Consider the following 14007-nt stretch of genomic DNA (forward strand, 5'->3'; position numbering starts at 1 on the left):
AAAAGCCAGTAGAACTGGCTTTATATTGACACTAAAATAAGATCTATCGCAATTTTAAAGTCATTAGACCTAAAACTACTAATATAATTGTAATAATCCAAAAACGAATCACAACTTGGGTTTCTTTCCAGCCCTGCTTTTCATAGTGATGATGCAACGGCGCCATTAAGAACACGCGTTTATTACGCATTCGCAACGATCCAATTTGCAAGAAGACAGATACTGCTTCCATAACAAACACACCACCCATAATCGCAAATACGATTTCTTGGCGTACCATGACAGCAATTGTTCCAAGCATCGCGCCTAAAGCTAAAGCGCCAACATCACCCATAAAGATTTGGGCAGGGTGCGCGTTATACCAAAGAAATGCTAAACCTGCGCCAATCATGGCAGAGCAGATCACAACAAGCTCAGAGGTATATTTCACATATGGAATATGTAAATAGTTAGCGAAACGGATGTCACCAGACAAGTAAGCAAATACACCTAAGCCTGTAGCTACCATTACAACAGGCATGATCGCCAAGCCATCTAAACCATCGGTTAAGTTAACTGCGTTAGAGGCACCATTAATCACCAGATAGGTAAATACAATAAATGCCAAGCCTAAAGGAACAATTGAGAGTGGAATTGAAAGATTCTTAAAGAAAGGAATCAATAAATCCAGCATATTTGCAGTATGTTCTGCATTGGACTGTTGAGTTGCGATTAAATATAACGCAATACCAGCACCAAGGGATGCAACAGAAGTCCAGAAAAACTTCTTACGTGCAGGTAAACCTGCATTGTCTTTATAGCGAATTTTAATCCAGTCGTCTGCCCAACCTACAGCACCGAACACAACCATTACACCAAGCACAATCCAGACATAAGGGTTAGATAAATCAGCCCAGAGTAAAGTACTAATCCCAATTGAAAGCAGAATTAAAATCCCGCCCATCGTTGGCGTACCCATCTTTTTAGCATGATTTTCAGGAGCAAATGAACTTACTGCCTGACCGTATTTTAACGCTTGTAATTTACGAATCATGATCGGTCCGAGGACCAAACCAATGGTCAGGGACGTTAATACACTGAGTAAAGAACGTAATGTTAAATAACGAACGACCTGAAACGAGCTGTGATAGCCCGCAAGTTGTTCAAACAACCATAACAGCATTTAAAGTTTCTCCATCAAATCAGCCATCAACGTTTCCATATGAGTAAAGCGAGAACCTTTAAACAGGAAACTCATGGACTGGGGTTGATGTGTTTGGATTAGATTGATTAGAAATGGAAGCGCCTCAGCTTGTGTCTGAAATGCTTTCACTTTATTGGAATGAGAGTCTGCACCCTCGAGAGCGGCTGAAGCAAACTGCCCAACTGCAATAATATGATCTAAAGGAAGTTCGGCGAGATCATGGCCTAAATCGTGATGCTCTTGCCAACTGCTATCTCCCAACTCACCAATATCACCCATTACCATCACTTTTATGCCTTGTTGCTGCAACAATACTTGCGCAGCAGCACGCATAGAATTTGGATTGGCGTTGTAAGTATCATCAATAAATAAGTAAGGAGATTTTTGAATAAAGTTTAGACGACCTTTAGCCCCCTGAGCTTGCTCTAAACCTTGGACAATATCTTCAAGTCCAATACCAAGCGCCAAAGCAAAGGCTACAGCCGCAGTGGCATTTTGCACATTATGCTCACCTGCAAAAGGGAGTTTAACGGTACTCGCCCCTTGCGGTGTATGTAGGGTAAAATTTGTTGATTGAGGCAGTAACTCAATATCTGTTGCATAAATATCGCCCCCTACGCCAAATGTAGAAATGCGATGTGCTTGCGCAGCTTTATGAATTTCAGCAGTAAAATCATCTTGTTGTGGAACGATTGCAACGCCATTTGGTAAAATATGACGATAAATTTCTGATTTAGCGCGGCAAATACCTTCACGCCCACCAAATTCGCCCAAATGAGCTGTCCCAATATTTAAAATGCCCGCAACATGAGGCTGAACCAACTTAGATGTATAATCAATTTCACCCTGATGACTTGCACCTAGTTCCATTACAGCAAACTGATGTTCTTTTCTCAGTTCAAGCAACATCATCGGCACACCAAGGTCATTATTTAAATTACCACGGGTGATTAGTGTCGGTGCTAAGCGCGATAATATACTTCCCAACATTTCTTTAGCTGTGGTTTTACCGCTACTTCCTGTTAATGCAATCACTTTTAGTTGTGTATTTTGCTCACGGCGATAAGCGCCAAGTTGCCCGAGAGCCAAGCGAGTGTCGGCAACAACTAGTTGGGCAATATCTACATCTAAAGGGCGTTCAACAATTGCGATTTGACAACCATTCGCTGCAACCTGAGCTACAAAGTCGTGCGCATCAAAACGTTCACCCTTAAGTGCTAAAAAAACATCCCCAGTTTCCGCATGACGTGAGTCCGTCAAAATACGTTTAATTTCAGTTTGAGGGATCTGGTCTTTATGCCAGTAGCCCTGTGTTGCCTGTTGTAATTGCTGAGCTGTCCACGGTTCCAAAGGCACGGTACTGGTGGTTGAAGTATGCATAATTTGTCCTATTGTGCAGGGTAAGCAGCGTCTACAGTATGGTGTTGCGCAGCAATCGCTGATTGAACTTCAACAACATCATCAAACCAGTGACGCACACCATTAATTTCTTGATAGTTTTCATGACCTTTACCAGCAATAACAACAATATCACCAGCCTGAGCCTGCTGTGCAACAAATTTAATTGCTTCACGGCGGTCATGAATTTCATGCATACGGTGCCCTGAAAAATCGATTCCTTGCTTCATATCAGCAAAAATTTGTTCAGGGTCTTCGGTTCTTGGATTATCTGAAGTCAAAATAATCGGATTTGCGCCGTCTAAAGCTGCTTGAGTCATTAGTGGACGTTTCCCACGGTCACGATCTCCACCACATCCGAATACAGCCCAAAGTTGATTAGATACATGACGTTTTAGAGTTTTAAGTACCTGAATCAAAGCATCTGGCGTATGCGCATAATCCACAACAAATAAACGCTCACCATCACGAATGACCTGCATTCGTCCTGGTGCACCAATCAATTGAGGGACAAAAGCGACTAATGCTTCTAAATCAAAACCTGCTTGCTCAGCAGCAATAAGTGCTGCAATCAAGTTTTCGACATTGAAATGTCCCAATAATGGACTTTGAACAGTAAAAGAACCTTGCTGGCTAACTAAATTAAAAGTCGCCCCAGCCAAACTGTAACTTAGGTCACTAATATAATAATCTGCTGTATTTTGAGTAAGCGAATACGTCAGAATCTTTGGCTGAGCAGGATTTTGTTTTGCTGCATTTATCATTAGAGCAGCATACTCATCATCCAGATTAATAACAGCCACGTTTAAAGAGCTGAAGCGGAATAAAAGAGCCTTAGCTTCAGCATAAGCCTCTAAAGTGCCATGATAATCCAGATGATCACGGCTCAAATTGCTATAAACGGCAATTTCAATAGCACAACCATTTAAACGGCCCTGCTCTAAACCATGTGAGCTTGCTTCCAAAGATGCAAAAGTTGCACCTTGTTTAGCATAGTCATGTAACGCATTTTGTAATTGTAAAGCATCAAGTGTGGTATGCGTTGATGGTGTTAAGTCTGGCAAAATACCATTACCCGTAGTTCCCATCACTGCACATTGCTGTTGTTGCGAACTAATTAACTCAGCAATTAGACGTGAAATTGTCGTTTTACCGTTTGTGCCTGTCACTGCAACAATACGTGCTGGCGTGACAGGATCTATACGCTGCAAATAACGCTGTTGCCACTCACCCATGCGCTGACGTACATCAGGGCATACCCACTCATTCGAAACGCCCAACTCAGTCTCGCTAATGATAGCAAGTGCACCATTGGCTAAAGCTGACTCCGCAAATATACGCGTTTTTTCAGGTTGGCTATAACTGGTCAAGGCGATAAAGATTTGGCCTGACTCAACTTTACGGCTGTCTAAACTAAAACCATGAAAAGGCTGCTTAGACCACTGTACATCAATCTCGACTGGATTAATTTCTTGAAAAGAAACAGACATAGCTTACCTGCGAATAGGGTTTTCTGGAGTATCAAGGGGCTTATCAAGCGGTACGTTCATTAAGCGCAATGATTCTTGCATAATGCGTGCAAAAACAGGGGCAGCAACCAAACCACCGTAATAACGGCCTTGCGGGTTTTCAACCACAACAATAACAGCTAAACGCGGGTCACTAATTGGAGCTACACCCGCAAATAAAGCACGGTATTCATTATTTGAATAACCTTTACGGTCTGCACGAAGTTTATGCGCCGTACCGGTTTTACCACCCACGCGATAACCCGGAATATTAGCTTGTTTTGCAGTACCACCAGGCATAGTCACCTGCTCTAGCATAAGCAAAACCTGATCGGCAATTTTTGGAGCAAGAACTTGTTCACCTTTAGGTGCCTGATCTAACTTATGTAGGCTTAAAGGCATTTTCTCGCCATGATTTGCAAGCATTGCATAGCCTTGCGCCAACTGGAGAATAGTCGCATTTAGACCATAACCATAAGCCATGGTACCAATTTGGGAAGAATTTAATTTACTTACCGGTAGTACCAAGCCTGAGCTTTCACCTGGGAACTTCACAGCCGAACGTTTACCAAAGCCAGCGCGATTAAAGAAGCTCGGCAATTTTTCTTTTGGAAGTGACAATGCAATTTTCGCCGACCCCACGTTTGAAGACTTGATAATTACGCCACTTACAGTTAAAGCACCATAATTATGGGTATCACGAATCGTATGCCAACCTAAACGCATTGAACCCGGAGAAGTGTTTACAATGGTATTTGGCGTATATTGTCCAGTTTCCAGTGCCGCAGAAACAGTAAATGGCTTCATGGTTGAACCCGGTTCGAACATATCAATCGCACCGCGGTTACGCATGGCATCTTTATTAGATAAACCGTTTTTGTCATTTGGGTTATATGACGGCCAACTTGTCATTGCCAAAATTTCGCCAGTTTTAACATCTACAGCAATAGCTGTTGCCGAACGAGCGTTATTTGCAACACCAGCAGCCGTTAATTCACGGTACATAATGTACTGCAAACGTGAGTCAATACTTAAAGTGATGTTTTCGCCCGGTTCACCCTCACGAATAACCTCTGAAACTTTTAAACGGTTTCCGCGCTTATCACGAATAATTTTTTGCTCACCATCCACACCCGACAGCTGTTTATTGAGCTGCATTTCCAAGCCTTCAATCCCCTGGCCTTCACTGTTGGTTAAGCCAATAATCTGGGCATTTGGCTGTGGTTGAGGATAATAACGCTTATACGTTTTCTCGGCATATACCCCTTGAAAGTTACCCTTCGTAATGAGGTCTGCCTGTTGCGGTGGTATTTCTTTCTTCAAAACCAGATAACGAGAACGCGGTCGTGCATTCATCTGTTTTTTAAGATCGGCACGGTCTAAACCGACTACATCCGCCAACTCATCAAGATTCAAATTTTTATCGGGTAATTGTCTTTTTAATTTACGATTATTCGGATCTTTCTTTAATTCTTCTGTAATTTGATCATATAAGTGCTTCGTATCGAAATAATCACGTGGATCCATTACGATTTTCATGATCGGTGTACTAATTGCTAAAGGTACTCCATGGCGGTCACTAATCACGCCACGCATAGCTTCTACACGCTCAGTACGCAAAATATTGGCATTGGCCTTGTTTTGTAAAAAATCTTTATTAATTACTTGTACATAAAATGCACGTGCAATTAAAACAACAAAACAGAGCAGCACCACTGCCCAGAGCAGATAAAACCGCCACATATCAAAGGCAAGAGTTGGTTTTTCCGAAATAGACTGCTGTTTTTTCCGTGTTTGTTTTGTTCGCTTATCTACCATACAGCAAGGCCTTACTTATTTTGCTCTGAGGTCATTGGTAAAGAAATTACCACCGTTTCTGCAGCCGGTGGAGAAAACATCCGTAGCTGAGTTACAGCACGCGTACCAATCTGTGCTGTTGCACCAAAGGTTTGTTGCTCAATGAGCAAACGCCCCCATTCAGCATTGAGATCATCACGTTCACGCATATAAGAGCTAAGCTCTCTATAATCATGACGATATTCAAATACTTGAAATACCACCATCATGGCACTTATAAAAACAAGCGCCACCAATACTGTATACACAACAACTTTTTTCACCACGTTATTTTCTGTGGTTGCGATTTCATCACTGCTTTTCATTACGCGCCTTTTTCTTCCAAGCGTTCAGCAACCCGAAGCCATGCACTACGTGAACGAGGGTTCGCTTTTACTTCTTCTTCACTCGCACGAACCCGTGAAATTTTCTTTAATCTTCTTGTATCTACCCGCTGCTCAGGCATTCCCCAACCGAAATCTTCTGCTAACGTAGATTCTTTTTGAATAAACTGCTTAATCAGTCGATCTTCAAGAGAATGGAAACTAATAACAGACAAACGTCCTTCCGGTTTTAGCAAGTCTACAGCTTGCGGCAAAAACAGTTCAATATCTTCTAGCTCTTTATTAATAGCAATTCGAATAGCCTGAAATGCACGTGTCGCTGGATGTTTATGTTTTTCCCATTTTGGATGAGCAGTTTTAACAACTTCCGCCAATTGAGCGGTCGTTTCTAGTTTTCCAGCTAGTTTAATGGCTTTAGCAATACGTCGACTATAACGCTCTTCACCATATTGATAAATAATATTTGCTAATTGTTCTTCTTCAATTTTAAGTAACCACTCAGCCGCAGTTAAACCCTTAGAATTATCCATTCGCATGTCCAACGGACCATCTTGCATAAAACTAAAACCACGCTCTGCCTGATCAAGTTGAGGAGATGAAACCCCTAGATCAGCCATAATTCCATCAACACTCATCACGCCAATTTCCTGCATCTTCTCTTTGATATCAGCAAAACTGGCATGAATGATGGTAAATCTTGAATCTTCTTGTGCCAAAGCAGCAGCAACTTCCAATGCTTGAGGGTCTTTATCAAATGCATACACTCGTGCATTTTCATCAAGTTTAGAAAGCAATAAACGGGTATGCCCACCTCTTCCAAAGGTTGCATCGATATACACCCCAGTTGTGCGATCTGCCAATAAGCTCTCAATGGTCTCGGAAAGTAAGACAGAAATATGCGACATAGGTGTTAAATCATAGCGTGAAAATGTAACTGCACATTATCACCTTGTTTATGACCAACACCAAACGGCTTTTTGTAGGAAAATATTAATTTTTCATAGATAAAACCGTTTTGTTAGCACTTTTTAAGCAAAATAAGAAACCAAGAATAATTTTTTATAGCTAAATACGAATTTATAAAAATTATTATTAAACGCTTTACCTAAAAAATTCTCTTTTCCCTTTACGCTTATTCCGTTAGAGACTCTCCCAGATTTACCTCAGGACGAGATGAGCTGGCAATCTTTCTCGGCATATTTACCGATTTGATTTAACCATTTTTGCCGTTGGTCTGAGCTTGCTCCCCGCACTGTTCCAATATAATTAACTTTGACTCTACTGACCCCACAAAATTGCAAAGTCGCTTTTTTAAGTTGACGTGTACTTGGTTCACCATAGTACCAACGATAAAACCAGCCTGGCTGGTCTAAAGTAGTAATGAGTCGTGCTGATTTGGAGTGTAAATGACCAATAACTCGATTACTGTTTTCTCGGTAACTAAATACAAGATTCGGTAAAAAGAGTCGATCAATAAAACCCTTAGCTATGGCTGGAAGTCCTCCCCACCAAACTGGAAAGAACCATACTAAATGATCAGCAGCCTGAATTTTTTCCAACGCATTCATTAAATCAGGTTCCAGATCCATACGTTTCTCATAACCATATTTTAAATTAGGCTCGAAATCCAACTTAGCAATTTCTATAAGATCTACGTGAACACCTAATGTTTTTACTTGTGCTACATAGTTGTGAGCTAATGCATGATTAAAACTGATATCGGATGGATGACCATTAATAACTACAATACGTTTAGAGAGTTGAGACATATATCGCCTTTATTGTCGCACATTCAAATATCAAGTGATATCTGAAATAAATAAGTAGCGAAAATATCTTATAAAAATTAAGATAACAAGTGATATCTCAACTATTATTTGATCTGGCTCTTATGACTCTTTCTCGCAATGAAAAACAGGTACAAACTCGACAGCATCTCATCGAAGCTGAGTTTGCACTCATTTCTGAATATGGTTATAACGCAGTATCAATCAGGAATCTTTCTAAACAAGCAGGTTATACTCAAGGTGCCTTCTACTCTAATTTCAACAATAAAGAAGCGTTTTTACTTGAGCTGATGGAACTTCAATTCGCTAAAGAAAATTTACAATTACAAGAAATATTTACCAGTGCTCCTTCAAATACCGAGCAATTAATCGATTCGTTGCGCCAATGGCTGACAGTTTTTTTTACAAACGATGAATGGCTGAAGATATCAATAGAACTACAACTATTTGCTGCACGTGATATTACCTTCGCCGAGGAGTATCAAAAGGTTTGGAAAACTCATCAGCAAGAAGTAACCAAGATCATGAAACAATTCTTTTCTTTAATGCAGATGGCTGAGCCTGATGACTATGATTCTATTGTTATAGAGCTTGTATCATTAAGTTATGGGCTAGCTTTACAATATATGATTTTTAAAGATGATGTAGACCACTACATTAATATCTTTATCAGCACCTTATTAAAAAGATTGGGTAATTTCTAAATTAATCAAAAATTAGATGTGAAAATCTTAAAATTCAAAAAAGCCGCTTAATTATTAAATAAGCGGCCACATGGAAAAACTTAGTTAATTACTGCTTCCCATCATAAATTTGATCAAAGACAGCTCCATTAGCAAAGTGAGTTTTCTGAGCTTTCGCCCAACCACCAAACACATCATTAATGGTAAATAATTTAATTTTTGGAAATTGGGCTGCATATTTTGCTGCCACTTGAGCATTACGTGGTCGGAAATAATGCTTAGCAGCCAGCTCTTGCCCTAAAGGTGAATATAAAAAATTCAAATACCCTTTTGCTAAAGTTCGATTCCCATCTTTATCAACGGTTTTATCTACAATTGCGACTGATGGCTCTGCCAAAATTGAAATTGATGGGTAAACAATTTCATATTTGTCTTTATCAGGTCCTTTCGTCGCCAATAAAGCTTCGTTTTCCCATGATAATAAAACATCACCAATACCACGTTCGGCAAATGTTGTTAGCGAACCGCGTGCTCCCGAATCAAGTACTTTTACATTGTGATAAAGCTTTTTAACTAACTCACGAGCCTTGGCATCATTACCACCCGGTTGTTTCAAAGCATAACCCCACGCAGACAAATAAATCCAACGAGGTGCGCCACCTGTTTTAGGGTTAGGAGTGATAATTTCAACACCTGGTTTTGTTAGATCATTCCAGTCACGTATATTTTTCGGATTACCTTTTCGTACTAGAAATACAACAGTAGAAGTATAAGGTGCAGAATTATTCGGAAATTCTTTTTGCCAATTCGGCTGGATAAAACCTGCTTTCACAATCTCATCAATATCATTCGCTAACGCCAACGTTACAACATCAGCTTCTAAACCAGTAGCCACCGCCCGAGCTTGTTTACCAGATCCACCATGCGACTGTTTAAATTCAACATCTTGCCCTGTGCGTTGTTTCCAGAACTTACCAAAAGCCTGATTATATTCTTGATAAAATTCTCGAGTCGGATCATAAGAAACGTTTAAAAAAGAAGTAGCAGCCTGAGCTGCTGTTGCCATTCCCAAATACACAGCTACAGCCATTATTGATATTTTTTTCATTTACAAAATCCATCATTGGTTTTAGTTTTACTATATTTTTAATTTTATAATTTACAATCAATTACTTATATTAATATATTTTTTATTAATCTCTTTAAAATATATAGATTAAGATGTCTAAGTTATTTCATTTTTGAAAAGTTTTGTAATTATTCTTACAACTTAATGAGGGCCTTCACTTTATCTACACATTAATTTGTTAAATAATGAAGCGCAAAGGATACATATGGCCTACATTTGGGTCGACCAGATTAAAATATAGATAATTTTTGTAAAAAGTGTGACACAGTTCCACTTTTTTATTAAGATTTATGTTTAAATCGTAGCATTACCGTAATTTTACATTTCGTTAAACTCAAAAAATAGATGAAATGTAATGAACAGAGGGGATGATTAATAATGAAAATTCATTATGGAAAAGCGTTAAGCTTAAGTTTGGTGCTGGGTTTGGCATCACAGTTTTCTGCAGCAGCAGTACTTAAAGATACTCCAAACAAAACTGGGGCAGATAAGCAGACTTCACTTATTGAAAAAGCTTTAGATCAACAGAAACGTAATCCTATCGTATTACCTTCCACAAATGATGAACTTAAAGTACTCAATTCAATTCGCGTTACTCCCACTCAAAACTTTCTTGCTGCTCAGCACGAACGTTTTTCACGTTTTGTTCAGGCGATCTTCCAGCCGCATGCATCTTAAATTCTGAAACACCCCTCACCGTTTCAGCTTTAGCCCAGTCTGACCTTAAATAAAACGTCAGAATACTGGGCTTTTTCGTTATAATAGTTTCAATTTTTATTTTGACCCATTACCTATGAAAGTTCGTACTCGTATTGCACCTTCCCCTACCGGTTTCCCTCATGTCGGCACCGCCTACATCGCCTTATTTAACATGTGTTTTGCGAAACAACATGGTGGGGAGTTTATTTTAAGGATTGAAGATACAGACCAACTTCGCTCTACACCAGAGTCTGAAAAAATGATTTTGGATTCATTGCGTTGGTTAGGCCTAAATTGGTCGGAAGGTCCAGATGTGGGGGGGCCTCATGCACCGTATCGTCAATCTGAACGTATGGGAATTTATAAGCAATACGCATTAGAACTTGTTGAAAAAGGTCATGCTTTTTATTGTTTCGCGACAGCTGAAGAACTAGACCAAATGCGTGCAGAACAACAAGCACGTGGTGAAACACCAAAATATGACGGGCGTGGGTTAAAACTTTCTCAAGAAGAAGTGACACGTCGCTTAGAATCGGGTGAACCTCATGTCATCCGTATGAAAGTACCTGAAGAAGGTATTTGTAAATTTAATGACTTATTACGCGGGGAAGTTGAAATTCCTTGGGCGCAAGTCGACATGCAAGTTCTTCTTAAAAATGATGGATTACCAACTTATCATTTGGCCAATGTTGTCGATGACCATTTAATGGAAATCACTCATGTATTGCGCGGTGAAGAATGGCTTCCATCTGCGCCAAAACATCAGTTGCTTTACCAATATTTTGGCTGGGAAATGCCAACGCTCTGCCACATGCCGTTGTTACGTAATCCAGATAAATCAAAATTATCTAAACGTAAAAACCCGACATCAATTAACTACTACCGCGATATCGGTGTATTACCAGAAGCCTTGTTAAACTATTTAGGCCGTATGGGTTGGTCAATGCCAGACGAAAAAGAAGTGTTCACATTACAAGACATGATGGATAACTTTGATATTCAACGTGTATCACTCGGCGGACCAATTTTTGATGTTGAAAAATTAAACTGGCTTAACGGTCAATGGATCAAAGGTTTAACCCCTGGTCAACTGTTAGACCGTTTATTAACTTGGAAGAGTGATCGTAGCACTTTAGAAGATATCGCTGCTGCCATTCAACCGCGTATTAATTTGCTTTCAGAAGCAGTGAATTGGGCTGGTTTCTATTTTAACCATATGCCACAAATCACAGCAGAAATGTTTGAAAGTAAAAAGTTGACTCAAGAACAGGTTCGTCAAAGTTTACAATTTGCAATTTGGCGTCTTGAAGGCCAGTTTACATGGAACAATGACACTGTGAGCCAAACCCTAATGGATCTTGCGAACCAGATGGACATTAAATTACGCGATTTCATGCCAGCGTTCTTTATCGCAATTGCGGGTTCAACCAGTTCAACACCTGTAATGCAGTCAATGGTCACCCTTGGGCCTGATTTAACTTTCGCTCGTTTACGTCGCGCTTTAGAAATTGTGGGTGGACCAAGCAAGAAAGAAGTTAAAAATTGGGAAAAACTCAATGAGAGCTTAAAATTGCCGAAAAATGAAGCAACTAGCGAAGTTTAATTCATTTTTTAGTTGACGTGTGAGCGCATTCAACCTAATATTGCGCTCACACAAACTGGGGTCATAGCTCAGTTGGTAGAGCGCTACAATGGCATTGTAGAGGTCAGCGGTTCGATCCCGCTTGACTCCACCACGCTCCTTTGTGTTTGCCTCATCAAGTCCCTATCGTCTAGAGGCCTAGGACATCGCCCTTTCACGGCGGTAACCGGGGTTCGAATCCCCGTAGGGACGCCATATTCTGCTTTATAAAATTATAAAAAGACTCTATCGTCACCTTACTGTTTATTCTTTATCTCTTTCTAGATTGCACATTTGTCTATTTTATCTAAAATAGCGTCTTTCTTAATTCTCTCAATGTGTAATATGCAGCCATCTGACAATCAACTAGATGCTCATCAGCATCAGAACAGTACTGCACCTTTAAAAAGAGCCATGAGTACTCGCCATCTTGTTATGCTATCACTAGGCGGGGCAATCGGAACTGGTTTATTTTTAGGTTCAGGGGAAGTCATTTCACAAACTGGAGCTATTGGCGCAATTATTGCCTATATTCTTGGTGGCGCGATCGCTTATATGGTCATGCTTTGCCTAGGAGAGCTTGCTGTACACATGCCTGTTTCAGGCTCTTTTGGTGCCTATGCCAAAAAATATATTAGTCCTAGTACAGGCTATATGATTTCTTGGATGTACTGGCTGACCTGGACTGCAACGCTTGGAACTGAATTCACAGCCGCAGCATTACTCATGCAGGAATGGTTCCCACATATTTCAATGTGGATCTGGACAATTGTTTTTGCAATCACTATTTTTGGTTTAAATATTAGTTCAACTCGCATTTTTGCCGAGTCTGAGTTTTGGCTAGCTCTTATTAAAGTCATTACCGTTATTGCTTTTATTGTGCTCGGCCTATTAGCAATTTTTGGTTTAATTCCTTTTCATGGTAGCCAAACTGCACCGCTATTTAGCAATCTTACAGCTCAAGGCTGGTTCCCACACGGTTTAATTCCTATTTTTACCACCATGCTAATTGTTAACTTTGCTTTCTCAGGCACTGAATTAATTGGCGTAGCAGCAGGTGAAACCAAAGATCCGGCTCAGAATGTACCCAAAGCAATTAACGCTGCGATTTGGCGCCTTCTTATTTTCTTTGTCGGAACCATTATTGTTATTAGTGCTTTGCTTCCCTTCCAGCTTGCAGGTTTAGGCAGTGAAAGCGTAAGTAGTAGTCCTTTCGTTACCGTATTTAATTATATTGGTATTCCATATGCAGATGACATTATTCGGTTTGTAATTATTACAGCTCTGCTTTCGGCAGCAAACTCAGGACTTTATGCCGCTTCACGTATGATGTGGTCACTGTCAGAACAAAAATTATTACCTCGCGTATTTGCTACGCTCTCAAAAAGTGGAACACCTATTGTTGCCTTAGTTGTAACAATGTTTGGAGCAATTCCAGGCTTGTTATCAGAGCAATTTGCCCCAGAGACTATTTTTAAAAATCTGCTTGGCGTTGCAGCATTTACTATGGTTATTGTCTGGATGAGCATTTGTTTAAGTCAATTTAATTTCCGTCGCCAATGGTACAAATCTGGCCATACAGTTAAAGACTTACAATATGCTGCTCCATTATTTCCTATCGTCCCAATTTTAGGTTTTATTTTCTGCTTTATTACGTGTTTAAGTATGGCAGCAGACCCTGAAATGCGTGCTGGTTTTGTAGGCTGCCTCATTTTTACAGCTTTATGTTATGTCAGCTATTTTATTTTTTACCGCAATAAAGTCTAAACCACTCTTATTCAATGAAAGTGTAGCAAAAAGCTACACTTTTTTTTGTCTA

The 14007-nt window shown here is 40.0% G+C and carries 12 protein-coding genes and 2 tRNA genes; 6 read left to right on the forward strand and 8 right to left on the reverse strand.

The genetic code is table 11. From position 1 onward, the window contains the following. Nucleotides 1-43 precede the first annotated feature (43 nt). From mraY to F936_RS00960, 7 genes are all read right to left on the reverse strand, one after another. Entirely contained in the window at nt 44-1162 is a 1119-nt protein-coding gene (mraY, locus tag F936_RS00930) for a phospho-N-acetylmuramoyl-pentapeptide-transferase (protein ID WP_003653822.1), read from the reverse strand. Continuing rightward, complete coding sequence (locus F936_RS00935) at nt 1163-2563, reverse strand: UDP-N-acetylmuramoyl-tripeptide--D-alanyl-D-alanine ligase (protein ID WP_005044053.1); 1401 nt, start codon at nt 2561-2563, stop codon at nt 1163-1165. 8 nt (nt 2564-2571) lie between these two features. Then, nucleotides 2572-4071 (reverse strand): UDP-N-acetylmuramoyl-L-alanyl-D-glutamate--2,6-diaminopimelate ligase, encoded by a 1500-nt coding sequence (locus tag F936_RS00940; RefSeq protein ID WP_005044055.1) that lies wholly within the window; start codon nt 4069-4071, stop codon nt 2572-2574. Nucleotides 4072-4074: 3 nt separating this feature from the next. Beyond that, a complete protein-coding gene (gene ftsI / locus F936_RS00945; RefSeq protein ID WP_005044056.1) occupies nt 4075-5907 on the reverse strand; it encodes a penicillin-binding protein PBP3 in 1833 nt (610 codons plus the stop codon). Nucleotides 5908-5918: 11 nt separating this feature from the next. Continuing rightward, nucleotides 5919-6251 (reverse strand): cell division protein FtsL, encoded by a 333-nt coding sequence (gene ftsL / locus F936_RS00950; RefSeq protein ID WP_003653828.1) that lies wholly within the window; start codon nt 6249-6251, stop codon nt 5919-5921. Next, complete coding sequence (gene rsmH, locus F936_RS00955) at nt 6251-7174, reverse strand: 16S rRNA (cytosine(1402)-N(4))-methyltransferase RsmH (RefSeq protein ID WP_005044059.1); 924 nt, start codon at nt 7172-7174, stop codon at nt 6251-6253. Before rsmH ends, ftsL begins: the two co-directional genes overlap by 1 nt. Nucleotides 7175-7432: 258 nt before the next feature. Further along, nucleotides 7433-8038 carry an NAD(P)H-dependent oxidoreductase gene (locus F936_RS00960; RefSeq protein ID WP_003653833.1) on the reverse strand — a complete coding sequence of 202 codons (606 nt, stop codon included), beginning with the start codon at nt 8036-8038 and terminating at the stop codon, nt 7433-7435. Nucleotides 8039-8160: 122 nt separating this feature from the next. On the opposite strand from F936_RS00960, the gene F936_RS00965 reads away from it, so the two are divergent. Continuing rightward, nucleotides 8161-8760 (forward strand): TetR/AcrR family transcriptional regulator, encoded by a 600-nt coding sequence (locus F936_RS00965; RefSeq protein WP_005044062.1) that lies wholly within the window; start codon nt 8161-8163, stop codon nt 8758-8760. Between the two features lie 88 nt (nt 8761-8848). Here the strand turns inward: F936_RS00965 and F936_RS00970 are convergent, their stop codons facing one another. Then, on the reverse strand, nt 8849-9847 hold the full coding sequence (locus tag F936_RS00970) for a sulfate ABC transporter substrate-binding protein (protein ID WP_005044064.1): 999 nt from the start codon (nt 9845-9847) through the stop codon (nt 8849-8851). 399 nt (nt 9848-10246) lie between these two features. Between F936_RS00970 and F936_RS00975 the strand changes: the two genes are divergently transcribed. From F936_RS00975 to F936_RS00995, 5 genes are all read left to right on the forward strand, one after another. Beyond that, nucleotides 10247-10546, forward strand: a complete 300-nt coding sequence (locus F936_RS00975) for a hypothetical protein (RefSeq protein WP_003653839.1) — start codon at nt 10247-10249, stop codon at nt 10544-10546. 115 nt (nt 10547-10661) lie between these two features. Continuing rightward, nucleotides 10662-12170, forward strand: a complete 1509-nt coding sequence (gene gltX / locus F936_RS00980; protein ID WP_005044067.1) for a glutamate--tRNA ligase — start codon at nt 10662-10664, stop codon at nt 12168-12170. Between the two features lie 57 nt (nt 12171-12227). Beyond that, nucleotides 12228-12303: transfer RNA gene (locus F936_RS00985), tRNA-Ala, on the forward strand. Between the two features lie 25 nt (nt 12304-12328). After that, nucleotides 12329-12404: transfer RNA gene (locus F936_RS00990), tRNA-Glu, on the forward strand. A gap of 129 nt (nt 12405-12533) precedes the next feature. After that, nucleotides 12534-13955 (forward strand): amino acid permease, encoded by a 1422-nt coding sequence (locus F936_RS00995; protein ID WP_005044070.1) that lies wholly within the window; start codon nt 12534-12536, stop codon nt 13953-13955. Nucleotides 13956-14007 lie beyond the last annotated feature (52 nt).

The organism is Acinetobacter calcoaceticus DSM 30006 = CIP 81.8, from assembly GCF_000368965.1.
Taxonomy (GTDB): Bacteria; Pseudomonadota; Gammaproteobacteria; order Pseudomonadales; family Moraxellaceae; genus Acinetobacter; species Acinetobacter calcoaceticus.

Bases quoted from the DNA above. Each gene is read 5' to 3' on its own strand.
- F936_RS00935 (WP_005044053.1), bottom strand. From the start codon at position 2,563: ATGCATACTTCAACCACCAGTACCGTGCCTTTGGAACCGTGGACAGCT.
- F936_RS00940 (WP_005044055.1), bottom strand. From the start codon at position 4,071: ATGTCTGTTTCTTTTCAAGAAATTAATCCAGTCGAGATTGATGTACAG.
- F936_RS00960 (WP_003653833.1), bottom strand. From the start codon at position 8,038: ATGTCTCAACTCTCTAAACGTATTGTAGTTATTAATGGTCATCCATCC.
- mraY (WP_003653822.1), bottom strand. From the start codon at position 1,162: ATGCTGTTATGGTTGTTTGAACAACTTGCGGGCTATCACAGCTCGTTT.
- F936_RS00975 (WP_003653839.1), top strand. From the start codon at position 10,247: ATGAAAATTCATTATGGAAAAGCGTTAAGCTTAAGTTTGGTGCTGGGT.
- F936_RS00970 (WP_005044064.1), bottom strand. From the start codon at position 9,847: ATGAAAAAAATATCAATAATGGCTGTAGCTGTGTATTTGGGAATGGCA.
- F936_RS00965 (WP_005044062.1), top strand. From the start codon at position 8,161: ATGACTCTTTCTCGCAATGAAAAACAGGTACAAACTCGACAGCATCTC.
- ftsL (WP_003653828.1), bottom strand. From the start codon at position 6,251: ATGAAAAGCAGTGATGAAATCGCAACCACAGAAAATAACGTGGTGAAA.
- gltX (WP_005044067.1), top strand. From the start codon at position 10,662: ATGAAAGTTCGTACTCGTATTGCACCTTCCCCTACCGGTTTCCCTCAT.
- ftsI (WP_005044056.1), bottom strand. From the start codon at position 5,907: ATGGTAGATAAGCGAACAAAACAAACACGGAAAAAACAGCAGTCTATT.
- rsmH (WP_005044059.1), bottom strand. From the start codon at position 7,174: ATGTCGCATATTTCTGTCTTACTTTCCGAGACCATTGAGAGCTTATTG.
- F936_RS00995 (WP_005044070.1), top strand. From the start codon at position 12,534: ATGCAGCCATCTGACAATCAACTAGATGCTCATCAGCATCAGAACAGT.